The organism is Pseudoalteromonas sp. T1lg21 (assembly GCF_002964625.1).
GTDB classification, from domain to species: Bacteria; Pseudomonadota; Gammaproteobacteria; order Enterobacterales; family Alteromonadaceae; genus Pseudoalteromonas; species Pseudoalteromonas gelatinilytica.
Map to the genome: position 1 here is coordinate 45639 of NZ_PQBX01000039.1, position 26529 is coordinate 72167.

General features: G+C 40.5%; 21 protein-coding genes and 1 pseudogene. 9 read left to right on the plus strand and 13 right to left on the minus strand.

The annotated features are described in order from the left end of the window. Nucleotides 1-3 precede the first annotated feature (3 nt). The 3 genes from C2M25_RS08105 to C2M25_RS08115 form a co-directional block, all read right to left on the minus strand. On the minus strand, nt 4-321 hold the full coding sequence (locus C2M25_RS08105; protein ID WP_105180852.1) for a DUF2845 domain-containing protein: 318 nt from the start codon (nt 319-321) through the stop codon (nt 4-6). A gap of 250 nt (nt 322-571) precedes the next feature. Further along, complete coding sequence (locus C2M25_RS08110) at nt 572-1498, minus strand: electron transfer flavoprotein subunit alpha/FixB family protein (protein ID WP_105180853.1); 927 nt, start codon at nt 1496-1498, stop codon at nt 572-574. Further along, nucleotides 1499-2248: an electron transfer flavoprotein subunit beta/FixA family protein gene (locus C2M25_RS08115; protein WP_105180854.1), complete on the minus strand. Its 750-nt coding sequence runs from the start codon at nt 2246-2248 to the stop codon at nt 1499-1501. It lies immediately after the preceding gene. A 193-nt stretch (nt 2249-2441) separates the two neighbouring features. Here C2M25_RS08115 and C2M25_RS08120 point away from each other — a divergent pair, with 193 nt between their 5' ends. The 6 genes from C2M25_RS08120 (at nt 2442) to C2M25_RS08145 (ending at nt 9095) form a co-directional block, all read left to right on the plus strand. After that, nucleotides 2442-4088, plus strand: coding sequence for an electron transfer flavoprotein-ubiquinone oxidoreductase (locus C2M25_RS08120; protein ID WP_105180855.1), 1647 nt, complete (start codon nt 2442-2444; stop codon nt 4086-4088). Between the two features lie 102 nt (nt 4089-4190). Beyond that, nucleotides 4191-4655 carry an acyl-CoA thioesterase gene (locus C2M25_RS08125; protein ID WP_054561436.1) on the plus strand — a complete coding sequence of 155 codons (465 nt, stop codon included), beginning with the start codon at nt 4191-4193 and terminating at the stop codon, nt 4653-4655. Between the two features lie 237 nt (nt 4656-4892). After that, nucleotides 4893-5465 (plus strand): outer membrane beta-barrel protein, encoded by a 573-nt coding sequence (locus C2M25_RS08130; RefSeq protein WP_063705094.1) that lies wholly within the window; start codon nt 4893-4895, stop codon nt 5463-5465. Between the two features lie 99 nt (nt 5466-5564). Further along, nucleotides 5565-6269, plus strand: a complete 705-nt coding sequence (gene tsaA, locus C2M25_RS08135) for a tRNA (N6-threonylcarbamoyladenosine(37)-N6)-methyltransferase TrmO (RefSeq protein ID WP_063705091.1) — start codon at nt 5565-5567, stop codon at nt 6267-6269. 126 nt (nt 6270-6395) lie between these two features. Next, nucleotides 6396-8120 carry a proline--tRNA ligase gene (locus C2M25_RS08140; protein WP_105180856.1) on the plus strand — a complete coding sequence of 575 codons (1725 nt, stop codon included), beginning with the start codon at nt 6396-6398 and terminating at the stop codon, nt 8118-8120. Between the two features lie 141 nt (nt 8121-8261). Further along, on the plus strand, nt 8262-9095 hold the full coding sequence (locus C2M25_RS08145) for a UDP-2,3-diacylglucosamine diphosphatase (protein ID WP_105174164.1): 834 nt from the start codon (nt 8262-8264) through the stop codon (nt 9093-9095). On the opposite strand, the gene C2M25_RS08150 is transcribed toward C2M25_RS08145, so the two are convergent. The 4 genes from C2M25_RS08150 to C2M25_RS08165 all read right to left on the minus strand — a co-directional run bounded on the left by C2M25_RS08150 (nt 9092) and on the right by C2M25_RS08165 (nt 15103). After that, nucleotides 9092-12130 carry an ATP-binding protein gene (locus C2M25_RS08150; protein ID WP_105180857.1) on the minus strand — a complete coding sequence of 1013 codons (3039 nt, stop codon included), beginning with the start codon at nt 12128-12130 and terminating at the stop codon, nt 9092-9094. The genes C2M25_RS08145 and C2M25_RS08150 overlap by 4 nt on opposite strands. A gap of 174 nt (nt 12131-12304) precedes the next feature. Beyond that, nucleotides 12305-13513: an ABC transporter permease gene (locus C2M25_RS08155; RefSeq protein WP_105180858.1), complete on the minus strand. Its 1209-nt coding sequence runs from the start codon at nt 13511-13513 to the stop codon at nt 12305-12307. Beyond that, nucleotides 13506-14294: an ABC transporter ATP-binding protein gene (locus tag C2M25_RS08160; RefSeq protein ID WP_063705083.1), complete on the minus strand. Its 789-nt coding sequence runs from the start codon at nt 14292-14294 to the stop codon at nt 13506-13508. The genes C2M25_RS08155 and C2M25_RS08160 overlap by 8 nt, the downstream gene beginning before the upstream one ends. Continuing rightward, complete coding sequence (locus tag C2M25_RS08165) at nt 14291-15103, minus strand: DUF3025 domain-containing protein (RefSeq protein ID WP_063705081.1); 813 nt, start codon at nt 15101-15103, stop codon at nt 14291-14293. The genes C2M25_RS08160 and C2M25_RS08165 overlap by 4 nt, the downstream gene beginning before the upstream one ends. 110 nt (nt 15104-15213) lie before the next feature. Between C2M25_RS08165 and C2M25_RS08170 the strand changes: the two genes are divergently transcribed. Then, entirely contained in the window at nt 15214-16839 is a 1626-nt protein-coding gene (locus C2M25_RS08170) for a M28 family metallopeptidase (RefSeq protein WP_105180859.1), read from the plus strand. Between the two features lie 71 nt (nt 16840-16910). Then, nucleotides 16911-18083: a putative manganese transporter gene (locus C2M25_RS08175; RefSeq protein WP_105180860.1), complete on the plus strand. Its 1173-nt coding sequence runs from the start codon at nt 16911-16913 to the stop codon at nt 18081-18083. 53 nt (nt 18084-18136) lie between these two features. Here C2M25_RS08175 and C2M25_RS08180 read toward each other — a convergent pair whose 3' ends face one another. From C2M25_RS08180 to seqA, 6 genes and pseudogenes are all read right to left on the minus strand, one after another. Next, the gene (locus C2M25_RS08180) at nt 18137-19696 is read right to left on the minus strand and encodes a dihydrolipoyllysine-residue acetyltransferase (RefSeq protein ID WP_105180861.1); all 1560 of its coding nucleotides are present in this window, start codon (nt 19694-19696) and stop codon (nt 18137-18139) included. A gap of 8 nt (nt 19697-19704) precedes the next feature. Next, nucleotides 19705-20681: pseudogene (locus C2M25_RS08185) on the minus strand (alpha-ketoacid dehydrogenase subunit beta). Further along, a complete protein-coding gene (locus tag C2M25_RS08190; protein WP_063705072.1) occupies nt 20681-21895 on the minus strand; it encodes a thiamine pyrophosphate-dependent dehydrogenase E1 component subunit alpha in 1215 nt (404 codons plus the stop codon). Before C2M25_RS08190 ends, C2M25_RS08185 begins: the two are co-directional and overlap by 1 nt. A gap of 269 nt (nt 21896-22164) precedes the next feature. Beyond that, a complete protein-coding gene (astE, locus tag C2M25_RS08195; protein ID WP_105180862.1) occupies nt 22165-23220 on the minus strand; it encodes a succinylglutamate desuccinylase in 1056 nt (351 codons plus the stop codon). Between the two features lie 77 nt (nt 23221-23297). After that, nucleotides 23298-24935: a phosphoglucomutase (alpha-D-glucose-1,6-bisphosphate-dependent) gene (pgm, locus tag C2M25_RS08200; RefSeq protein WP_063705070.1), complete on the minus strand. Its 1638-nt coding sequence runs from the start codon at nt 24933-24935 to the stop codon at nt 23298-23300. Nucleotides 24936-24951: 16 nt separating this feature from the next. Then, a complete protein-coding gene (gene seqA, locus C2M25_RS08205; protein WP_063705069.1) occupies nt 24952-25557 on the minus strand; it encodes a replication initiation negative regulator SeqA in 606 nt (201 codons plus the stop codon). Between the two features lie 131 nt (nt 25558-25688). On the opposite strand from seqA, the gene C2M25_RS08210 reads away from it, so the two are divergent. Next, entirely contained in the window at nt 25689-26453 is a 765-nt protein-coding gene (locus C2M25_RS08210; RefSeq protein ID WP_105180863.1) for an alpha/beta fold hydrolase, read from the plus strand. The last annotated feature ends 76 nt before the right edge of the window (nt 26454-26529 follow it).

The following is a 26529-nucleotide window of genomic DNA, read 5'->3' on the forward strand; positions in this document are numbered from 1 at the left end:
TTTTTAGTTTTTCTTTTGTACAGATGTAATATCGACAACTCTATCTCCTTCAAAGGTGATAGATACTAAATACTCACCGCCAATTGAGCCTTTAAGCTTATAAGACCAAGTTTCTACCTTTTGACCGGGCTTTATATTACCGCCTGTATCAATACCTAAACTATGCACGTCTTTAAGTAAGGGAGTGCCTAATTTATCTAAAACTTCAATTTTGCTCATATCTTTAAGTACAAGATCTCCATCAGATAACCTAAAACTGCTGCCAGCAAAGACTATTAAAGGACAGAATAAAAAACATAAAAGTAAAAGGTTTTTGAACATGGTTCTTGCCTTAAAATAACATTGAAATGTGATTCTGGATTATGAAGTTATAGTTTAATTTTAGAATGTAAAATCCCTTTAGCCAATATCCGAAAGATTAGATGAAGCAAGCATGAAAACTTCTAAACTATCGGTTTATTGAAAAACGGTTTATGTATAACGTCCTTTCCAGCTCGTGTTTATAAATTACCATAAAAAAAGCTGCGCACCTAAAAGGTGAACAGCTTTTAACAACCAGAATCGTTATGAATTACAGAGCGCTTTCAAGCTCAGGTAACACATCAAATAAATCAGCAACTAAACCATAGTCAGCGACTTGGAAAATTGGCGCATCAGGGTCTTTGTTGATGGCAACAATCACTTTAGAGTCTTTCATACCCGCTAAGTGTTGAATCGCACCACTGATACCTACAGCAATATATAAGTCTGGGGCAACAATTTTACCGGTTTGACCAACCTGCATATCGTTTGGCACAAAACCCGCATCAACAGCAGCGCGTGAAGCACCAATTGCTGCGCCTAGTTTGTCAGCAATACCATTCAATAACGCAAAGTTTTCACCATTTTGCATACCACGACCACCAGAAATAACCACAGGTGCAGCAGTCAACTCTGGTCGTTCTGATTCAGTTTGTTCTTCTGATACAAACTCACTCAAACCAACAGAGCCTTTACCTGTAACGCTTGTTACAGCTACCGGTGCTTGCTCTGATGCAATATCAAAGCTACTAGCACGAACGGTGATTACTTTTTTGCTATCCAGAGATTTAACTGTGGCAATCGCATTACCTGCATAAATAGGACGTTTAAATGTATCAGCATCAATCACATCGATAATTTCAGAGATTTGCGCAACATCTAAAAGTGCTGCAACACGTGGCATAAAGTTTTTACCCGTTGTTGTAGCGCTCGCGACAATGTGTGAATAGTTATCTGCTAAAGATAAAACCAGATCCGCTAGGTTTTCAGCAAGCTGATGTGCGTAAGCGGCATCATCAGCAATCAGGACGCTGCTAACACCTGCAATAGATGCTGCTTGCTCACTCATTGCAGATAAGTTTTCGCCTGCAATGAGTAAATCTACATCAAAGCCTAGTTTAACAGCAGCAGTAATCGTTTTATTGGTTTCAGGCTTTAGAACACCTTTGTCGTGTTCGGCTATCACTAATGTTTTCATTTAGATCACCTTCGCTTCTGTTTTTAACTTTTCTACCAATGTCGCAACATCTTCAACGATAATGCCACCACTGCGTTTTTCTGGCTCGTTTACTTCAACCAGCTGCACACGAGGCGTAAGGTCTACACCTAAGCTATCAGCAGCAATTACATCAAGTGGTTTACGTTTTGCCTTCATAATATTTGGCAATGAAGCGTAACGTGGTTCATTTAAACGTAAATCTGTCGTTACGATAGCAGGTAGTTTAAGAGCGACTGTTTGTAAACCACCGTCCACTTCACGCGTTACATTAACTGTACCCGCTTGTACATCAACTTTAGATGCAAAGGTCCCTTGGCCACGACCTGTTAAAGCAGCAAGCATTTGACCGGTTTGATTGTTGTCAGAGTCAATCGATTGCTTACCTAAAATAACTAGCTCCGGTGATTCTTGCTCTACAATCTTGCTCAGTAATTTAGCAACATGTAAAGACTCGAGCTTTTCTTCTGTTTCAATATGAATAGCTTTATCGGCACCGAATGCTAAGGCCGTACGTAATTGCTCTTGAGATGATTTATTACCAATAGTTACAGCAACAACCTCAGTGGCCGTCCCTGCTTCTTTTAAACGAATAGCTTCTTCAATTGCAATTTCACAAAACGGGTTGATCGCCATTTTTACATTAGCTAGATCAACATCCGTTTTATCGGCTTTAACGCGTGCTTTGACGTTGTAGTCAATTACTCTTTTAATTGGAACGAGGACTTTCATCGTGACTCCATCAATTGTGTGTTCTCAAAGTTGACCTTCGCGTCAACTTATTTATTTTATGAATTCAGACTACTTCCTGTTGACGTAAACGTCAACCTAAAATAACCTTAAAGTATTCACAGCCTGTAACGTTTCATTTGCAAGTATGAAATAAGGTTCTTTACAGCAGGTCCGTCACCGAGAAGAGGTTTATATGGTCGAACGCGAAACCATGGAATTTGATGTAGTCATCGTAGGCGCAGGCCCAGCAGGTTTATCAACTGCGATTAGATTGGCTCAACAAGCACAAGAAAAACAACAAGAATTAATGATCTGTGTGGTAGAAAAAGGCTCTGAGGTGGGCGCACACATTTTATCGGGCGCAGTTTTTGAAACCAAAGCGCTGGATGAGTTATTACCCGATTGGCAATCATTAGGTGCTCCGGTTACTACTAAAGTAACGCAAGATGATATTTACTGGTTCAATAACAGTGAAAAAGCCACCAGCATCCCCCAATTTGCTAGCCCTAAAACATTCCATAACGAAGGCAATTACATTGTTTCTATGGGTAATGTGTGCCGCTTTTTAGCTGAGCAAGCGGAAAACTTAGGGGTTGAAATCTTCCCAGGCTTTACTGCGCATTCTTTAATTATTGAAGACGACACAGTGAAAGGCATTATCACTGGCGATATGGGTCTTGATAAAGACGGCAACGAAAAAGATGGTTATATGCCGGGGATGGAGCTTAGAGCTAAATACACAGTATTTGCCGAAGGTTGCCGCGGTCATTTAGGTAAAGAACTAATCAAACACTTTGCCCTTGATAAAGATGCGTCTCCACAGCATTACGGTTTAGGGTTCAAAGAAATTTGGCAAATCGACCCGAGTAAACACAAAGAAGGCACTGTAGTACATGGTACAGGCTGGCCGTTAACTGGTGATACCAGTGGTGGTGCATTTATGTATCACAGCGACAACAATCAGGTTGTGGTTGGCTTAATTGTCGATCTTAACTATTCAAACCCCCATTTAAGCCCGTTTGATGAATTCCAGCGCATGAAACATCACCCTGTTTTTAAAGATGTTTTAGAAGGCGGTGAACGCATAGCCTATGGAGCAAGAGCTATTGCCAAAGGTGGCCTGCGCTCTTTACCGAAAATGCACTTCCCGGGTGGTTTACTTGTAGGTTGTGATGCGGGCACATTGAACTTTGCCAAGATCAAAGGTAACCACACAGCCATGAAATCGGGCATGGTTGCCGCTGATGTAATCGTTGCAGCCCTTAGCGACGGTAAAGAAAATGCCGATTTAGTAGAATATAAATCAGCCTTTGAACAAAGCTGGGCGTACAAAGAGCTCTATCAATCACGCAACTTTGGCCCTGTAATGCATAAACTTGGTAAGTTCTTAGGTGGTGCTTATAACACAATCGATCAAAACCTATTTGGTGGCAGCTTACCGTTTAACTTTGAAGATAACATGCCAGACCATGCCACTTTAGTTGCAGCTGATCAGGCCAAAAAAATCGATTACCCGAAAGCAGACGGCAAACTAAGCTTCGATAAACTTTCATCGGTGTTTTTATCTAATACCAATCATGAAGAATCGCAGCCATGTCATTTAAAGCTAAAAGATAACTCGATCCCTATTGCCGTAAATTTACCGCAATTCGATGAACCAGCACAACGCTACTGCCCTGCAGGTGTATACGAAGTACAAGATGTCGAAGGTCAGAAAGAATTTGTGATCAACTCACAGAACTGTGTGCACTGTAAAACCTGCGACATAAAAGACCCAAGTCAAAACATTACTTGGGTAACACCTGAAGGCGCTGGCGGGCCAAACTACCCTAATATGTAACGCACGTTACTCATTTAATTAAAATTTATCCTAAATTGCAGGGGCTTCGGCCCCTTTTTTAGGCTATGCTGAAACTGTCGTGAATTAATAAGTGAGTAAAGTATGCCGTCTTCAAGTGTAACCTTTCGTTTTTTAGCTGAGCCTACCGATGTCAATTTTGGCGGTAAGGTTCATGGTGGTGTAGTAATGAAATGGATTGACCAAGCTGGTTACGCCTGTGCTGCAGGTTGGAGCGGTCATTACTGCGTTACTGTGTCTGTTGCGGGTGTAAAGTTTCAGCGCCCTATTCTGGTTGGCCAAATAGTCGAAGTGAAAGCCAGTATCGCCCACACGGGTAAAACCAGCATGCAAATCTTTATTCAAGTACGCTGCGGAGACCCTAAAACACAAAATCTAGTTGAAACCAATCATTGTGTTATTAGTTTTATAGCGATGGATGAAGCAGGTTACCCCATCGAAGTACCTTCATATACTGCCGTGACAGACGAAGAAAAGAAAATTGAAAACTATGCGATAAAAATGAAAGAGATCGCGATAGAAACAGAAACTCTTTTACAAAAAGCCTAAAACTTAAAGCAACAAAAAATATAAACTGTACCTAGTAACTTCTACAGAGCACCCTGAAATTGTTACGACTGCCAAACTGAATGGCTGATTACAGTTTCAACAAACTGCGCAAAAACCCGCTGATTAAAGCCTAAAAACAATACTTTAGGCTTTAATTTTGTATTGGCATTGCCATTGCAATACTCCTTGTGAATGACGCGAAACATTCGTTTATTTATTTTATAAAGGAGCTATTAAATGATTAAAGCAATTTCACTTTCTGCACTTTCTTTAGCACTACTAGGTTTTAACAATGCTGCACATGCAGATATTACCGAAATGGATTCTCCGCGTATTTATACCGGTATCGGCTACGGCCAATATTCTTTCCAATTTGAAGACAGCGAAAATGACACTGACTTCGATGATGATTCGCAAATGCTTAAAGGCTATATCGGTACTCAGTTTAACAAGTACTTAAGCCTGGAACTTGCGTATCAAAATTTTGATGAAGTAAGTGATATCGATTCAAAGGCTGAAATTGACGGTGTTTCACTTGCAGCACGTTTGGCAGCACCAATTACAGATAGCTTTTCTGTATATGCCAAAGGTGGCTGGCTAGAATGGGATGCTGAAATCGAGCAAGATTTAGGTGAGCTTGGTAGCATTAGTGCCGATACAGATGGCGGCGACGTGTTTTATGGTGCAGGTATTGAATATGCTTTCACAACAAACATGCAAGTTCGTTTAGAGTATGAACGCTATGAATTAGAAGATGACATTGACCCAGATATGGATGTAGCGTCTGTATCATTCCAATACATGTTTTAATTTAGACTTAACAGTCTAATTGTTAAAAAGGCAGTCTCAACTGCCTTTTTTTACGTTTGCATGTAGAATGTCGGCAGATTTCCATAACGACAATGCACAATGAGCGAATACCAATTAACTGCCGTCGGCCACATTCAATCTCCATACAAACAAAAGTTTGCCATACCTCGCCAACCTCGTTTGGTTCCTGAAGCGAAAGCAAAGCTGGTATTTAGTAGCGATTTTAATCGTGAAGAGTTTGTACGCGGCCTCGATGAATTCAGCCATATTTGGCTACTATTCAGATTTCATGAAACCGCTGATAAGGGGTATTCAGCGATGGTGAGACCCCCTCGCCTAGGCGGTAATGAACGTAAAGGTGTATTTGCGACACGTGCAACCTTTCGCCCCAATGCAATTGGCATGAGTGCCGTAAAATTAGAGGGCATCGAATATAAAAATGGTCAGTTAAGCTTGTTGTTATCCGGTATCGATTTACTTGATGGCACACCAATTTTAGATATTAAGCCTTACTTACCGTATTCTGATGCCATGACGGATGCCAGTGCAGGTTTTGCCGATACCCGACCAGAAACCGATATGAGTGTCGAGTTTAGCGAAGAAGCCCTTGCGTTTATCGAAAAACAGACCGAACAACCTGAATTAAAAGCGTTTATCACCAATGTATTAAAGCAAGATCCTCGCCCAGCTTATAAAAAACAACGCGAGTCTGATCAAAGCTACGGCATGACCCTATATGATTTTAATATTAGGTGGCATGTTCAAGATAATCATAATACAGTGACCAGCATTGAAAAATGCTAGCTTTTTTGCACTTTTTTTAACACATAGCGCTTTAGTGTCAGTGCGTCCACTGGTAAACTTAGCGCCTTGTTACTACTCAAACGTCTTGAGTAAAAGATAATAATTTTAACACTACTTGGAATAGAGATGCGTACCAGTCAATATATACTCGCAACACTTAAAGAAACTCCGTCTGATGCAGAAATTGTTTCTCATCAATTAATGCTACGAGCAGGCATGATCCGCCGCGTTGCGTCGGGTTTGTATACATGGTTGCCCTCTGGTTTACGCGTACTAAAAAAAGTAGAAAACATTGTACGTGAAGAGATGGATAAAGCAGGCGCTATCGAAATGTTAATGCCAATTATCCAACCAGCTGATCTGTGGGAAGAGTCTGGTCGTTGGGAGCAATTCGGTCCTGAATTACTGCGTATCAATGACCGTCACAACCGCCCATTTGCCCTTGGTCCAACTCACGAAGAAGTGATCACTGATTTTGTGCGTAAAGAAGTGAGCTCTTATAAGCAATTACCACTTACTTTATATCAAGTACAAACTAAAGTACGTGACGAAGTTCGCCCTCGCTTTGGTGTAATGCGTGCCCGTGAATTCACCATGAAAGATGCTTACTCTTTCCACTTAAGTGATGAGTGTTTAGAGAAAACTTACCAAGTAATGCACAAAGCTTACTGTAATATCTTCGAGCGTCTTGGTCTTGATTACCGCCCTGTTATCGCGGATACCGGTTCTATCGGTGGTAGCGTTTCACATGAGTTCCATGTACTTGCAGAGTCAGGTGAAGATGCAATCGCATTCAGTGATGCAAGTGATTACGCTGCAAACATCGAAAAAGCAGAAGCATTAGCACCGGCTGAAGAACGCCCAGCAGCAAGCAAAGAGCTAAAATCGTTCCCAACGCCTGATGCAAAAACCATAGCTGAGCTGAAAGAACATTATGGTGTTAAACCTCATCGCGGTGTTAAGACATTAATCGTGTATGGTGCACCAGATGAAAACGAACAACGTGGTTTAGTTGCCCTTGTATTACGTGGCGACCATGAGTTAAACGAGCTAAAAGCTGAAAAACACCCACTAGTAGACTCACCGCTTGAAATGGCGAAAGAAGAAGATATCGTTGCTGCTATTGGTGCAAAACCAGGTTCATTAGGTCCAGTAGGCCTTACAATGCCAATCATTGTTGACCGCTCTGCTAATGTTTTAGCTGACTTTGTTGCGGGTGCAAACAAAGATGGCGAACACTTCAGTGGTATCAACTGGGATCGCGATGTAGAAAACTACCAAGTAGCCGATATTCGTAACATCGTTGAAGGCGACCCAAGCCCTTGTGGTCAAGGTACACTGCAAATCAAACGTGGTATTGAAGTGGGTCATATTTTCCAACTAGGGACTAAATACTCAGAAGCAATGAAAGCTGGCGTACTGAGTGAGTCTGGTAAAAACCAAATAATGACAATGGGTTGTTATGGTATTGGTGTTTCACGTATCGTCGCGGCGGCAATTGAGCAAAACAACGACCAATACGGTATTAAATGGCCACAACCAATCGCACCATTTGACTTAGCAATTGTACCAATGAACATGCATAAGTCTCATCGTATTCCTGATATCGCTGAAAGCCTATACAAAGGCTTGAAAGAAGCCGGTTTAGACGTGTTGTTTGATGACCGTAAAGAGCGCCCTGGTGTAATGTTTAACGATATGGAACTGCTAGGTGTACCTTTCACACTCGTTATTGGTGAGCGTAACCTAGACGAAAACAAGGTTGAACTTAAAAACCGTCGTACTGGTGAAAAGTTAATGCTTGATTTAGACACTGCAGTGGCAGAGATCGCAGCATTGACTAAAGGCTAATTTAGTCAGCTCTACAAAATATAAAAAACCGCTTCGGCGGTTTTTTTGTTTTATTAATTGTCATAGATGTTTCGTTAAAGCGTCTTTTAACTGTCATCGTTCCTACCTAGCATTTACTTTATTACACCATGAGTAAATGCCATGAATAACACCACTTGCAGTAGTAAAACCCACTATCCTGCCGTTTGGATTTCCGACGTTCACTTAGGCTACAAAGACTGCCAAGCTCAGTACTTACTAGACTTTTTAAATGCTATTGAATGCGATGTACTGTATTTGGTCGGTGATATTGTTGATTTATGGTCAATGAAACGGCAATTTTTCTGGCACCCAAGCCATTACGATGTGCTAGCGCTTATTCAACAAAAAGCGAAAGATGGCACGCGCGTCATTTATATACCGGGAAACCATGACGAAACCTTTCGCCATTATGCTAATGATTCATTATTCGGTATCGAAGTACATAAGCAATATATCCATACCACAAAAGCCAATAAACGATTTTTACTTCTACATGGCGATGATTTTGACTCAGCAACGCGTTACAACAAATTAATCAGTATTGCAGGCGATGCAGGATACGACTTTTTACTATTTTTAAATCGCTGGACTAATCGCATTCGCCGTTTATTTGGTGGTAATTATTGGTCATTAGCCTCTTGGATCAAAGCGCGCGTGCATAAAGCGCGCGAAGCGATTGATGCATTTGAAAAAGCGGCCATTCACGAAGCAAAAAAACAAGCCGTCGATGGCATCATTTGTGGGCATATTCATCACCCAACCGTTAAAGTGGTTGATGGCATCTTATATTGCAATGATGGTGACTGGATTGAAAACTGTACTGCGTTAGTTGAAAACAGTGCTGGCCGTATTGAGCTACTACATTGGAGTGAAACACAAAAAGTGATTCACTCTGCAGACATTAGTACACTGACACCTAAACCTGCATTTAATAAAAACCAAGATGCCGCTTAAGCTTTCAGCCACATTGAGAGCTTTTTGCGCAATGTGGCTTGTTTAATGGGCTTGGTAATATAGTCATTCATGCCAACACTTAAGCATTTTTCTCTATCGCCAGCCATGGCGCTTGCTGTCATCGCAATGATCACCACATCTTGATACCTTGGGCCTGTTTTACCTTGTCGGATTGCTTTAGTACAGTCATAACCGTTTAAGTTTGGCATTTGGCAATCCATTAAAATCAGATCAAACTGAGTATCACTGTTGTTTAACACCTCAATTGCTTCTAGACCATCACTGGCAGACTCAATATGCACATGGCTATCTCTTAAAATCGCTTTGCTCACTTCAATATTGATCATGTTATCGTCGACAATAAGCACTGAACGAGCTGTTAAATCAAGCTCAATACGTTCCTTGTCATCAGGGGATTTACGCTCAATTACAGCGTCTTTATCATTGAACAACACAGCCAGTTTATAAGCCAATTCATCCGGGGTCACTGGTTTTGCTATAACCGTACAGTTACCTGGTAATGTTTGCTTTTGCTTAAGCGATGCCATTACACCTAAAATTAATACATGTTTATCTGGATAGTGTGATGCTAAACCTAAAACAGTATTAAAATCAGGGTGTTTGTGATCGATAATCAGTAAGTCTAATTGTTTAAAGGCGTTTTCAGATACATCGGATAAACGTGTTATTGTAGGTCGTTGATGCTGGCATAGTGTTTCTAGTTGCAGCTCAACATTGCTAGCTAGTAAATCATAGTGAAGCGCACAGCCTACTTGTTTATCATTAAGTAGATTGATCTGATGTTGGCCTTTTGGCGATTCACTTATTGATACACAAATACTTGCCCAAAATCGGCTGCCCTGACCTTTTTCACTCTCTACGATAATATCGCCCCCCATTAACTGAGCGAGTTTTCGACTGATTGAAAGTCCTAAGCCACTACCGCCATAATGGCGCGTTGTACTTGAGTCTTCTTGTGTAAACACTTCGAACAATTTACTTTGGTTTTCTTTTGAAATACCAATACCTGTATCTTCAACAACAAAGCTTAGGCAAAGCGTATTATCTGAATGCAGCTGCTCTTTTACCGTTAAGCTAACATGACCCTTGTGGGTAAATTTAAATGCATTACTCAATAAATTATTGAGAATTTGTTTTAAGCGGTGGCTATCACCCATCACGGTTCGCTGAGTAATAGCATGCGCATCAAACAGTATTTCAAGGCCTTTTTTCTGTCCTTGTACAGCCATCGACGTTATTAAATCACTGCACACTGAAACAACATCAAACGCGTGACTATCTAAATCAAGTTTACCAGCTTCAATTTTTGAAAAATCTAGAATGTCATTGATCAATGTCATCAATGAGTTTGCACTGGTATTCGCGTAGTGTAAGTATTGTATTTGCTGAGTAGATAATGGCTCTTCTTCAAGCATTTCCAGCATACCGAGAACACCGTTCATCGGAGTGCGGATTTCATGGGAAATATTAGCGACAAATTCACTTTTCGCTTTACTGGCCGCTAATGCTTCTTCGGTCGCCTTTTCAAGTTCTGCTGTGCGACTTTTTACTTTTTCTTCTAAAGTAACATTAAGCTTTTCAAGTTGATGTTGAGCACACTTTAGTGAATCGATATTGCGCAGTATGGCAGCTATTTGGTACTGCTGTTTTGCAGCATCAAAGACTGGTGCCATAGTGATAGAAAAGTAGTGTGTGTTATCTTCGCTAATGTGGACCGCTTCAAACGAGCATCGCTGTCCCTCTTTTATGGCTTGTCCAATCCCTTGAAAATCTTCATCATTATAATTAAATAAAGTATCAAAATGGGTCGTTTGTTCTTTGATACCAAAAAATGTTTTTGCTGTTTCATTGGCATTACAAATAACGCCATTTGGCTGAACCATAATGATGGCATCTGTTGAGCTTTCAATTATTTTGCTGTTTTTTTCTTTTAAAAAACTGAGCTCAATTTTTCTGTTGATGTCACGTTGATACACTATAAATAACATCATGACTGCAAAAATAATTAAGCATAATATGCCAATAAACCTTAATCGCTTTTGATGTATTTCATTGAGCAATGTATCTGTATTTATTGAAACAGCCAGTGTCAGTGGCTGCATTTGAACGCCATTGTTAAACTCAATAATTTTCTGAACATATAATTTTTCGGGCAAGTTAACTACATCAAAAAAATCAACGCCTGCCATTTGTTGTTCAATACTAAACTCTTCAGACCAATAATGAGCATCATCCAGCTCAAAACTAAAACGGTATGATTCCTTTGGATGATAGATAAATTGTTGCTGCGCATTTAATAAATACACTGACAGATTATCAGCGGTGTTACTGGTAAGCTTATTAAGCAAATCGGCTGCATAATAGTTGAGGATCAACACTGCAAACGGCTTACCTTCATTATCTTTTACTAATTTGGCTATCCGATATGTGCTGATATAAGGCTGTTGTAAACGGCCATTTTCACGATTGTAATTAATGGGTGAAATGTAAATTTGGCCATTTTCAAGCTTTGCCGTAATTTGCATGTAATCACGTTGGCCTTTGTGTTGTAACTTGTCATCAGCCACTCTATAAGCCTGACCATTTAAACTATCAACCCGCACAACTTCTTTGCCATTATCAGCAATATAAATGTACCGAGCTTGTGCGAGGTCTTTATCTGTTGACATAAAACCAGTAAAGATTTTTGCTAGGCGGTCTTTCCATGCTGAGATAGGCGTGCCTAAAACGGGATCGATATTTTGATCATTTGTAGCACGCATGATTGCAAGCACTGGCGGCGTTGAATCTAAAAAGTTAAGTGCTGAAATATTCTCTCTTAAACTTGTTTTTAATACACTTTCTTTAGTGTCGAGCTCTCGCTGCATCTGTTCAAAGGTGCGAGTGAACACATCTTCTCGTAGATCATATTCATATTTTACAGTAACAAAAATGCCCAATACTAAAAGAATACATAATGCCAGTATTGGTAATTTATGACGTTGATAGAAATGCGCTGAATGTCCAGAATCCATTGAATCGAAAGCCTTCTTTTCTACTCTGCATTAGAGTATAGGAGAGATTGATAGCAAAGGAGGAGTATACAGAAAAAATATTAATTAATAAGAACTAGCAAGCACTTAGATAAGCTCATAAACAAATAAAGCACCAAAATGGTGCTTTATCATTAGGTAAAATCAATAAATCGCTTATCTAAACAAGACATCTTCTTTATTAAACCATTTAACACAAAATGCGAGTAATGCACCTGCGACAATCACTGTCGCTAGGAAAATTAAACCCACAAGTGTGTAATCGACGGTGCCTTTAATGATTTCTTTTATTGCCAACGCAACGTTTGTCACAGGAATAAAAGCGGTTTTGCTCGTCAGTTCAACATTCGGCATTAAAGCAACCATAATTGGAAAAATGACACCCATGCTTAGTGGTGCCATGTAGTTTTGTGCTTCTTTAAAGGTTCGCGCATATATAGAAATAGCCAGCGCTAATGATGAGAAGATTGCAGCTATAGGCAATAACAACACAAAAATCAGCCCTAAATCTAATACCGTTAAAGAGCTAAATGCGTTTTTAACAACTGCTAAACCTACAAATGCAATGGCCACTGATATCCACACCCCCATACTGAGTACGGTAATGGTGGTTGTTGCAATTGAAGAAGCAAGCAAGGTTACAAACTTACCTAACACCAGCTGTGTACGGGTGATTGGTGTAAGTAGAAGGGTTTCGAGTGTACCACGCTCTTTTTCACCAGCACCGAGATCAATCGCCGGATATGTTGCGCCCATTAATACAAGAGGAATGAGTAGGTAAGGAATAAACCCACCAATTTTCTCACCCAGATTTTCACGTTTATCAGCAGTGTCGACCTTCACCACTTTAATAGGCTCAATAATGGCGGCTTGCTGCTGCTCTGATACACCAAAACTTAACAGCTTTGTCGTGCGCAGTTTATCGCCATACTCTTTTGCAAGCTCTTTTACACGGTCAAACAAAAAGTTAATTGCCTTAGCGTCGTTATATACAACTTGCCATTCGCTTTGCTTGGCATCATCTAGTGTTTGCTTTGCGTCTGACGGTAAATAGATCCCCATGTCGATGGTGCCTGCTTTAACCGCTTTGGTGAGCTCTTCTACCGTATTAAAGGTTTCGTCGCCTTTATATAAAGCAAAGCTTTTATGGTAAAACACCTTATCTGTAAACTCTTGTGCATAGTTACCATTAATAATGGCGTAAGTGTGGACCTCTTGTTCTGCCTCTAACGCCGCTTGTGAACTGATAAAGGCCATAATTGCAAATAATAATGGGAAAACAGCAACTGGTAATGCGACCACGAAAATCAATGTTTTACGGTCACGTAACAGCTCTCTTAATTCCTTTTTAAATACTTCAAACATTACGACTCTCCGTCAAAATATTCATAAACGCTTGGTTTAGCTCTTCGCTTTGACCCGTTTGTTTAAACTCATCTAAAGTGCCATCAAAGCAACTGATACCTTGGTTTATCACCGCAACACGGTCACACAGTAAGGCAACTTCATCTAAATGGTGCGTTGAGAAAATAACCGGTGTGCCCTGCTCTTTAAGGCCGCGAATAAAGTTAATTACGGTTTGTGTAGTCATAATGTCTAAACCAGTCGTTGGCTCATCGAGTATAACCACGTCAGGGTGATGAACGACTGCACGAGCAATATTGGCTTTTTGCTTCATACCTGTTGAGAGGTTTTCGGCGCGTTTATCAATAAAATTGTGCATATCAAGCAAGGTGAATAACTCGTCACAACGTGCTGCGACTGCTTTTTTACTCATGCCATGTAAGCGGGCAAAATACTCGACGTTTTCTTTTACCGTTAAACGACCGTATAAGCCTGTACTACCAGATAGAAATCCAATTGATTTGCGGCCAACCAAAGGTTTTTTAACAATATCGTGACCAGAAATGGTAATGCTGCCTTCATCGGGTTTTAAGGCTGTTGAAATCATTCTAAGAGTGGTTGTTTTACCAGCACCATTTGGGCCAAGTAAACCGAGTACTTCACCTTTGTTACATTGAAAGCTGACGTCTCTTACAGAATGAAAAAACTCTTTATCTTCACGGGGGTCTATGTTGTCCGTTTTATTTTTTTTATGATCTTTTGTTAGCTTAAACTTCTTTTTAAGCCCTGCCACTTCAATCATGTGCGTTTCCTTCGTTTCGGTCTAAAGTAATCAGTGTTACTGTAAAATTCTGGATTTTCATTGTCAGTCCACCATCCTGGTACGCCTAACAAGGGTAAAGGTGATAAATTTTTATTATCACGTAAACAATCATCGACTTTTATCATCTCATAAAGCCGTTGATCTAGATACGCATATTGCTCGCTTAAATCTTTACAAAATATGTCATTAGGTACAATTACAAATAATGCTTTACCCGTTAAACCAATATACGGCTGAGTAAGCATTTCGTAATTAGCATGACCAAACATAAATGGCCTAATACTTTTACCCCATTGTTCTCGTTGTTCTACAAAGGCCTGCTGCCATTGATGGTCGCGTAATTGCTGCTGCCAGCTTTGCTCAGTAATCGCGAGAACCACGCCGCATTCATCAAATAAAGTAAGCGCATTGCGGTGTTTACTTCGCTCTTTTAGACCATGTAGTTTAATTTCTTCAATATGCTGATGATTGATCAAGGCTTTGGTTTTTGGGAATAAACACCAAATAAAGCCACCAAAAAGGTCATGCCAATTTTGTTGTCTTGTTGGTACTTGCCCTGTCTCAAATATGATTTGCTCATAATAACGGGTTTCATCTGCAAACTTTTCATCTTCAACAAAACTAATCGCAGTGCCTTGTGACGTTTCGGCATTGAGGTATTGACTAAACCATTGGCAAGATGGCCAATCTGACAGTTTATCGATCTTAAATAGTGTTGCTAGGTCACTAAAAGCACCCGTTGTAAGGTATTGCGTTGACCATTGCTCAGGAGCAGTAAATCGTTTCATTGCTTAATTTTTAACTTCTTGATGTATTGTGGGTAGTTTACCGTAAAAACTGGTTCTCATTAATAGAACCTCATATACTAATGCCACCATAAAACAAAAAAAGAGCTATTATGAAACGCTATTTTCCACTCACAGTACTTGCAAGTGCCATTCTTGCTGGCTGTGCTTCAACAAGTATCACATCAAGTGATGTCGAAAAAGCCTATCAAAGCATTAACGCAGAGCAACTTGCAGAGCACATTAAAGTGCTTGCATCTGACGAGTTCGGTGGTCGTGCACCATCATCTAAAGGTGAAGAGCTCACGCTTGCCTATTTAACAGAGCAATTTAAAGCGCTTGGTTTCGAACCGGGTAACGGTGATAGCTTTTTACAAGAAGTACCGCTTGTTTCACTTGAAGCAGACTCAAACATGGTTCTTAGCATTGGCGGTAAAGATTACCAATACAAAAAAGACATGGTAATGGGTAGCAGCCGTATTAGTGCAAAACAAAGTATTAAAGATTCTGAATTAGTATTCGTTGGCTACGGTGTTAATGCACCAGAGTACAACTGGAACGACTACGAAGGTTTAGACGTCAAAGGCAAAACTGTTGTGATGCTGGTAAACGATCCGGGTTTTGCAACTAAAAACCCTGATTTATTCACGGGCGATGCCATGACCTATTACGGTCGTTGGACATACAAATATGAAGAAGCAAGCCGTCAAGGTGCAGCAGGTGCGATTATCATCCACGAAACAGCACCGGCTTCTTATCCATGGTCTGTAGTTGAAAACTCATGGAGCGGTGAGCAATTTGGTTTCCAAAAAGAAAATAACAACATGGATCGTGTGGCTGTTGAAGGCTGGGTAACAACTGATGTGGCTAAAGAGCTTTTCACAAAAGCAGGCTTAGATTTCGATACCATGAAAGCTAATGCAGCAAAAGGCGCTTACCATGTTGATATGGGCGACCTAACTGCGAGCGTTGAAGTAAACAACACAATCAAAAAATCAATTTCGTATAACTTTATCGCGACGTTACCGGGTAGCGAAAAGCCTAATGAGCACATCATTTACTCTGCTCACTGGGATCACCTTGGTACTGATAAAACCCGCAAAGGCGACCAAATCTATAATGGTGCCCACGATAATGCGACAGGCACAGCGGGTTTAATTGAAGTTGCAGAAGCATTTGCTACTTTACCTGAGCACCCTAGTCGCTCAATGACATTCTTAGCTGTTACTGCAGAAGAGCAAGGGCTACTAGGCTCAAAGTATTACGCTGCACACCCAGTGATCCCTGCGTCGCAAACGGTTGCTAACATCAATATGGATAGCTTAAACCTATTAGGTAAGGTAAAAGACATCAGTGTTGTTGGTATTGGTAAATCAGAAATGGATAGCCTGCTAGAAACAGCTGCAAAAGCACAAGGCCGTACAGTTTCTGGCGATCCTAAACCGTCTTCAGGTGGTTACTACCGCTCTGATCACTTTGCATTTGCAAACATGGGTGTCCCAGCAATGTATGCCGGTGGTGGTAGTGAAGCTCTTGATGAAGAAACGGCAAATTACCGTAAGCGTATGAGCCTAGTGCTTCGTGGTTGTTACCATCAGCCATGTGACCGTTACCGCGATGAGTGGGATTTATCAGGTGCCGTTCAGGACCTTCAGTTATTCTATCAAGTAGGTTTTGATATCTCTGAACGTAAAGAATGGCCGACTTGGAATGCGACTTCAGAGTTCCAACGCAAATAAATACAAATGAGATTGATTTTCATTTAATTTAATAATACAGTGTAACCTGATTAATTGATAGGTTGCACTGTATGCTTTCATTGACACAAACGAGGTTTTTTCCACACAAAGCGAGGTGTTATATTACGGACAATAAACGCTTATTTTTACCCCTTTTATTGCTAATAGCCCTAGCAATACCTGCAACCCGAGAGTTTACCCTACAAGCATTAAGTGATGCTTTTTTTCAAGTATCTGTGTTTGTTGCAGCCACCTTATTAATCTATTACTACCTTATTGATCGACTTCCTCAATTACAGCTTAGCTATTTACGTTCTAAATCAGGCATTCTAGAGGTGAGCTTTGCGTCTATTTTAGGTGCTTTGCCTGGCTGTGGGGGTGCGATAATCGTTGTAACCCAATTTACCAAAAAACAAGCTAGCTTTGGCTCTGTTGTTGCTGTCTTAACCGCAACCATGGGCGATGCCGCCTTTTTACTGTTAGCAACCCGCCCGCTTGATGGTTTATTAATGATGTTAATCGGTGTTGCTGTGGGTATTATTAGCGGTCAGATAGTTAATACCTTTCATAACCCCAATCAATTTAAACCTGATGAAGCTGGTGAATACAGCGAGCAGCCACAATGCCAACCAAGCGCTTTGAAGTTTAGCCGACCTATTTGGAAATTTACCTTAATACCAAGCTTAATTATTGCTTCTGTCATAGCGACCAACTCTGACCTGAGCGCATTTAGTCATAGCGTTAACACTGGCATCACCCTGTTTGGCTCGATCATGGCGCTATTTACTGTGGTTGTATGGGCACTTTCATCAAAAGGCAGCAGCTATAAGCAAGTAACCAGTGAAGAAGCGCCTTGCACACCTCCCTCAAAGCTCACGAAAGTGTTAATGGACACGCACTTTGTCACAGCTTGGGTTGTTGCCAGTTTTATGCTGTTTGAAATTCTCGTTAACCTAGTTGGTGTTGATTTAACAGCCTGGTTTTCTGAGTATGCTTATCTTGCACCGCTGGTTGCTGTGGCTATTGGCTTATTACCTGGCTGCGGGCCACAAATTGTTGTAATGACACTGTATATACAAGGTATTATTCCATTTAGTGCGATGGCGGCCAATGCAATTTCAAATGATGGCGATGCCCTATTCCCAGCTATCGCCTTAGCACCAAAAGCTGCACTAATGGCGACAGTGTATTCAACAATACCTGCGCTGTTACTCGGTTATGGGCTGTATTTTTACGGAATATAAGCCGTAGCATTAAAAAAACCAGCCGAGGCTGGTTTTTTAATGCTTATACTGATTTAGCTCATCGCCATCATCATTTTTGCAGGATCTTCTAAATAAGACTTCCACAAGTTGTTAAAGCGAGCAATTGTTCCGCCATCAATCACACGGTGATCACCAGACCAACTTACTTGCATAATTGCTGCTGAAATCACATTACCTTGCGCATCAAAGCGAGGTAAATGTTGCAGTTTACCTAAAGCAACAATCGCTACTTCAGGTTTATTGATGATCGGGGTTGCAATTGTGCCACCAATCGCACCGATGTTAGAAATGCTAATAGTGCCGCCTTTCAAATCATCTGGTGAAACACGACCATCACGTGCCGCTTCAGTTAAGCGGGTAACTTCGTTAGCAACATCGACAATACTCTTAGATTGACATGACTTAATGTTTGGTACGAGTAAACCGATCTTAGAATCAACGGCCATACCGATGTTATGATCATCAAAGTAAGTTAGCTCGCTACAATCATCATTCACTTGCGAGTTAAGCACTGGGAATTGCTTAATCGCTAACGACAGTGCTTTGATAAAGAACGGCATCATCGTGAGCTTAACGCCCTGTTGCTTATACTGCTCTTTTAGCTCACTTCGCATTGCAATCAGTTTGGTTAGGTCAATTTCATCACAGAAAGTAAAGTGAGGAATTGTCGAAACTGAGGCAACCATTTGCTTCGCCATTACCGCTTTAATGCCTTTAATTGGCTCAACACGACGACCACCAGCAGACGCTGCGGTTGATACAGGCTCTGCCGCCTTTGGCGCAGCTTGTTGTGATGCTGCTTTGCTTGGCGTTTCATTCAAGAAATCTTCGATATCTTGCTTGTAAATACGGCCATTTTTACCAGAGCCTGGTACTTGTGTTAAATCAACATCAAGTTCGCGGGCTTTACGACGAACAGCCGGTGAAGCAACTGCTTTCTTATTAAGTTGTTTGTTAAAGTTTGTTGAAGCCGCAGGCTTCTGTGCAGGTTTAGTCGCTGCATTTGTTTGTGCTTTAACTACCGCTGAGCTTACATCTGGCTCTGCGCTTTGGCCGGCAATGCTCATTTGGAATAATGGGCTGTGAACCGCTGCAATATCGCCTTTTTGATAATAAAGCTTTTCTACTTTACCTGTGTATTTAGCCGGAATTTGTACCAATGCTTTGTCTGTCATAACATCACACACAGCTTGGTCTTCAACGATTTCGTCGCCTTCACTAACTAACCACTCAACAATTTCACACTCAACAATACCTTCACCGATATCTGGTAAAATAAAGTCTTCTAAGTGTTCAGCCGACCCTGTTGTAACTGCCGGAGCTTGCATTTGTTCACTTTGTGTTGGCGCTTCGCCATCAACATCCATAGCAAATAATGGCGCATGAACTTTTGCAATATCACCTTTTGCATAATAAAGCTTACTGATCACACCATCATGAACAGCAGGAATTTGCACAAGCGCCTTGTCGGTCATAACATCACAAATAGGCTGATCTTCTTTTACTGACTCGCCCTCTGCCACTAACCATTCAACAATTTCACACTCTACGATGCCTTCGCCGATATCTGGCAAGATAAAATCTTTAGACATACTGACTCCTAAAACTCTACTGATTGCTTAATCGCAGCAAGCACTTTAAGTGCATCCGGCACATATTCTTTTTCAAGTGCTAATGGGTATGGTGTATCTAAACCACACACGCGAGCAATTGGCGACTCAAGGTGTAAGAAACACTCTTGTTGAATTGTTGCAACGATTTCTGCACCAAAACCATGGTAATAGGTGCCTCATGGCTAACCACTAAACGACCCGTTTTGGTCACTGATTTAGCAATAGTCTCAACATCCCAAGGTAAAATGGTACGTAGGTCGATTACTTCACAGCTAATACCTTGCTCTGCTGCTTTTTTAGCGGCATCTTCAATGATTTCCATCTGCGCACCCCAAGCAAGTACAGTGACATCAGTGCCTTCTTGTACGATTTCAGCTTTACCAAGCTCAATGCTGTAATCTTCTTCTGGTACTTCGCCAGTTGATGCACGGTATAAACGTTTCGGCTCAAAGAAAATAACAGGGTTATTGTCTTTGATTGAAGCACGAAGTAAGCCTTTTGCTTGATACGGGTTACGCGGTACAACCAACTTCAAACCTGGTGTATGAGCAAAATAAGCTTCTGGTGATTGAGAGTGATATAAACCACCCGCAATACCACCGCCGTAAGGGGTGCGAATTGTTAGGTTGCCAACATTAAATTCATTACCACTACGGTAACGGAATTTAGCTGATTCATTCACGATTTGGTCAAATGCAGGGAAAATATAATCTGCAAATTGAATTTCTGCTAATGCCGGCGCACCAAATGCCGCTAAACCATTGGCAAAACCTAAAATACCTTGTTCTGTTAATGGTGTATTGAACACACGGTGCTTACCATATTTTTCTTGTAAGCCGGATGTAGCACGGAATACACCACCAAAATAACCAACATCTTCACCAAAAATACAGGCATTTGGATGCTCTGCCATGGTGATATCAAGGGCAGAGTTAATTGCATGAAGCATGTTCATTTTAGCCATTACTTTAATCTCCCTGCAGTTGTTGGATAAGCATCAGGATGCTGCAAAATATGCTCTTTTAATTGTTCGTATTGTTTTTGCAGTGATGGAATTGGCGTATCGTATACGTCAGAAATAAGCTCTTCTAAAGCAGGTTTTGCAACCTTCTCTGCACGCTTAAGAGCCGCTAAGATCTCTTCACGAATAGCTTCTTTATCTTTAGCGTCTTGCGCCTCGTCTAACCAACCTTGCTTTAATAACCACTTGCGGAAACGCTCGATTGGACAGCCTTTATGTTTCGCTTCTTCATCTTTACTACGGTAACCGCTTGGATCGTCACTTGTAGAGTGAGCACCTAAACGATAAGCAATTGATTCAATTAAAACAGGTTCACCTTGAGTGGTAACAATCTCACGGGCTTTTTTGGTTGCAGCATACACAGCAAGAGCATCAGCACCATCAACACGGATTGTTTTAATGCCATAACCGACACCACGTGATGCAATACCATCGCCTTTAAATTGCTCTTCTGCAGGTGTTGAAATCGCATAGCCGTTATTACGTGCAAAGAAGATAACAGGAGCTTCATGTACCGCAGCCATATTTAAACCAGCGTGGAAATCACCCTCAGAGGCAGCACCTTCACCAAAATAACAAATAGTGATGTTATCAATTGTGCTGTTTAACTCGCCAGTTTGGGCATCAATATGACGTACTTTTTGACCGTACGCATAGCCTGTTGCTTGTGGAATTTGTGTACCAAGCGGTGATGAAATGGTCATGTAGTTAAGTTCGCGAGAGCCATAGTGAATTGGCATTTGGCGGCCTTTACCTAAATCTTTTTCATTTGAGAACATTTGGTTCATGAATTGGTCAAGACTAAAACCACGATAACGTAGAGCAGCTTGCTCACGGTATTGGGCCATGATCATGTCGTTTTGATCAAGGGCTGCTGCTGATGCAGTTACAGCCGCTTCTTCACCTAAACATTGCATGTAAAAGCTTACGCGACCTTGACGCTGTGCAGCCTGCATACGCTCATCCAGCGCACGAATAAAACGCATTGTCTCGTATAAACGGATTGCTGTTGCTTTGTCGATATCAGGTGCGGTTGCACCTTCGTAGATGTCGCCTTCCTCATTAAGAATGCTTAATGTAGGGATCGTTAATGCGTGACCATCAATAAATGACAGTTCATGATTAATGTTTAGCGATACGTTATTTGGATTACTCATAACCTACCTTCTTTCGTTGTCAGAAACCTACGCCACTGCCCTTATTTGTATTTTTATCAGCATAAGCTGTAAGGATAAAGTTTGCGCAATATTCAATCTAATTAAATTAAACTGCCGTCACTTTACGTTAACGTAAGTTGTTATTCAACTAATCATAGACGAATAGGCGCTAAATGGCTAAAAACGCATGGAAAGTTAACTATACAACACAATAAAACCATAAAAGTCATACAGTTAACTTAATAAAGGTGGGTGTTAATGCAGAGATTTTAAATAAAGTTGCTATCAACTTGCATTGGGATAACGGTAAGCAAAGCGCGCTGACCCAAGGCCACATCTGCGTTTGGGAAGATAATTGCTTCACCGTCTACATCCGCTTCATATCTGGTCTGACCATCTACAGCTAATAATTCCCCCTTTGCAAACCCGGTGAAATTTTCGACATCATCAGCAAATGGAAAGCTAAAATCTTCTGAAGTACGGTTTATTGTTCTATAAACTGAAAACAACTCAAAGTCTTCTGCATTGAATTCTTTGTATTGAACCGATTCTTGGCTAATTAATGCAATTAAGGTTTGTTTGGTTTTCTCAAATCGTGACATGTCGTTTTCACCAAATGGCTTTACTTGGCCTAGTTCAACTGTAAACGAATCAGCGCCATGTACAAACGATGAGTAGTAACTAAAGGTGGTAGCCGCAGATTTCATCATTAATACTGTATTTACGCCACAGCTAAGTAGAAATTGTAGTTGTGATTTTTTCCATGGTTTACCATGTAAGAAAGGATACACTGCGAACTTTTCATTTTTAGAACCACGAATTGCCGTATGTAGATCATAATGAAAACGCTCACTCCCCTCGCTGCCTCTAGCAAAGAAATCAGCAACCACATCTTCAAGTAGCTTTGCACGCACTCGCTCAGGGTTTAAGGCAATACCTTCTATAGTATGATGACCATTAAACAAGCGGTTTAAGTTTTCATCGACAAAACGTTTACCGATATTAATTGATTTAGGATTACCATAAATAAACAAAACACGCTGCTTCAGTTCAAGTTCGTTTGTAATGATTGACTTGATTAATTGATCGCAGATCTCAATTGGCGCAGTTTCGTTACCATGGATAGCACTTGAAAGCACAATATCTTTGTTTGTTTGCTGTGTTGGTTGAAACTCAATGATACCCGTATCATGAATTGTGACCTCTGTGCCATTTTCAAGGGTGAATGACGTTGGCTCAAGTGAAAATTCATTGTTGCGAGTGAGTGTTAAGAAGTCACCGGTAGATTTTAATTCGTCAAGATATGAAGGGGTTGAATAGCTCATTGTTCTATCCTAAAAATGCGTGAGAGTAGAATACAAAAACGGCTGATAATATCAGCCGTTTTGATAGATGAAAAAAATTAGCTAATTACTGAATCAACCAGTTTCTTTGCTTCTTTTTCTAATAATGCTAGATGTTCTTCACCTTTGAATGATTCAAGGTAAATTTTATAGATGTCTTCGGTACCTGATGGACGTGCTGCAAACCAACCATTTTCAGTCACAACCTTTAAACCACCAATAGCAGCATTGTTACCCGGAGCATGAGTCAGCTTTTGTGTAATAGCGTCTCCTGCTAACGTGCTAGCAGTCACATCATCTGCTGATAACGCTTTTAAACGTGATTTCTGCTCAGCATTCGCTGGAGCATCAATACGTTTATAAATAGGTGCACCGAACTCTTGTTCAAGCTCTTTGTAAAGCTGCGACGGTGTTTTACCCGTTACTGCTAAAATCTCAGCAGCAAGTAGACCTAAAATAAAGCCATCTTTATCTGTGTTCCAAACTGTACCATCGAAGCGTAAGAATGACGCCCCTGCACTTTCTTCACCACCGAAAGCAAGCGTACCTTTGCTTAAGCCTTCAACAAACCACTTAAAGCCTACTGGGACTTCTTTTACTTCGCGGTTATTACGTGCAACGACTTTATCAATCATACCGCTAGATACGAGCGTTTTACCAATTGCAACATCGTTTGACCATTCACGGTTATTTAGTAAGTAATCAATAGCGACCGCTAAAAAGTGATTTGGGTTCATTAAGCCGTCAGGCGTAACAATACCGTGACGGTCATAATCAGGGTCGTTGCCAATGCCAATATCGTAGTCATCTTTTAATGCAATAAGGTTTGTCATTGCATAAGGAGATGAACAATCCATACGGATTTTGCCATCTTTATCTAAAGGCATGAACGAGAATGTTGGATCAACAGACTTATTTACGACCGTTAAGTCTAAATTATATTTTTCTGCAATAACTGGCCAGAAATTGATACCTGAACCACCAAGTGGATCCACACCAATTTTGATTTTTGCATCGCTAATCGCTTTTAAATTAACGATATTAACTAAATCATCAACATAAGGTGTAATCAAATCTTGATACTTAATAAAGCCAGAGCGTGATGCTTTTGCGTAAGGGAATAGCTCTACTTCTACCAAATCTTCTAACAATAATTGGTTTGCTCTGTCTTCAATCCACTTTGTTACATCAGTATCAGCTGGACCACCATTTGGCGGATTATATTTAAAGCCGCCATCTTCTGGTGGATTATGTGAAGGTGTTACCACAATACCATCAGCAAGTTCATTTGGGTTTGCTTTGTTATGGCAAACAACAGCATGGCTGATCACGGGTGTTGGTGTGTAGTCATCATTTTCTTGTGCTATGACTTGTACTTCGTTCGCTACAAGTACTTCAATTGCAGAATTAAAAGCTGCTTCACTTAACGCGTGAGTATCTTTACCTAAGAAAAGTGGGCCAAAAATATTGTTTTCTTTACGGTAATCACAAATTGCTTGCGTGATCGCTAAAATATGCGATTCATTAAATTTTACATCGAACGAACAACCACGATGGCCAGACGTACCAAATGCAACGCAATGTTCTGGATTTTGTTCTAGGTCTGGTTCATTTAAGTAATAAGCTGAGATCAGTTTTGGTACATTCACTAAGCTTTCTTGCGGTGCAGGCTTGCCTGCATCTGGATGAATCGCCATATTATTTCCTTATGGATTATAAGTAATCACGTATTTTTTCTGCTTCATCTGCGCTGTAACCTAAGCACAGTGCTACTTCGTGAAGCATCATTTTCTTTCTGGTTGTGTTTGAATTTGTCATCACCCAATACTCAGTATCAGTGATATTTTTTGGATTCATGCTGCTACCGCTTTCAAGTAATGCTTCTTTACTTGTTGCAAAATACACACGGTCACGGCCTTTAATCTCAAGCACATTTGCAAAATCAGTTTTATGCGTTCTATAAAGAGCCGCAAGAATAAATAAGAAACGACCAACAACACCTTTTTGCATTGCGAGCTCTTCTTTATTAAGAACATTGAACACATTACCTTTAACTTGTGTCGGTGCTGTGACAGTCTCAACTGCATGTTCTGTATCTTCAGTGCTCGATTGCGGGCTTAATTCTTGTTTTATTTCTTCTTGTACTTCAACAACTGGGGTTTCTTGTTCAGTTTTGGTAGTCGTTGTTTCAACTGGGGCATTAGTGCCATCAGAGAGGTTTAATAAACGACGTAAAATGGTTGATGCACTTTCACCAATACTTTGCGTGTTACTTGCGATGTATTGATATAACTCGTCGTCTATGTCGATTTTTTTCATGTTATTCCTGTCTTTACGGGTCACATTTTAAAAGTTCTCAATGATTATACCTAAGCTCGCAGCAATTCTCTATGTTTTGCAATTTGTAATTTCACTAGGCAAAATACTGCCATTAAAATTAGGAGTTGAAAATGCTATTAAACTACCAACAAATGGGTCAAGGTTCAGACGTTGTATTGATCCACGGTTTGTTTGGCTCGCTTGAAAACCTCAATGTTATTGCTAAAGCTTTATCTGAAAATTACCGCGTAACGAATATCGATTTGCGTAATCATGGTAAGTCATTCCACAGCGATACGATGAATTATCACGCTATGGCGAAAGATGTCAGTGAATTATTTGAACATCTAAATATTAGTAAAGCGCACATCATAGGTCACTCAATGGGTGGCAAAGTAGCCATGCAATTAGCTCTTAATCACCCACAGCTTATTGATAAACTTGTTGTGTTAGACATCTCTCCTGTTGCGAATAACCCAAGGCACAGTGCTATTTTTGCAGGCCTTAACGAAGTTGCACAATCGAATGTCAGTGATAGAAAAGCAGCTGATGAAATTCTTGCCAAACACATTGATGAAATGGGTGTGCGTCAGTTTTTATTAAAAAGCTTTGCCAAGAATGAGCAAGGTCACTATCAATGGCGCTTTAATTTAGCGGTGTTATACCAGCAATATGAAAATATTTTAGCGCAAGTTGATGAAAATGATTCTTGTTTATGTGATACTTTATTCGTTAAAGGTAATGATTCAGACTATATTTTAGCAGAGCACCGCCCTGCTATTATGGCGTTATTTCCTAATGCGAAAGCAAAAATTATTCATGGTGCAGGTCACTGGCTTCATGCGCAAAAACCACTTGCTGTAAATAAAGCAATCAGTGATTTTTTAGCGCAATAATTGGCCTGATAAAATTCGCTGTTTTTGATCGTGCGCACTAAATTATTACAAATTTGTGTGCTATAGTACGCGCCGT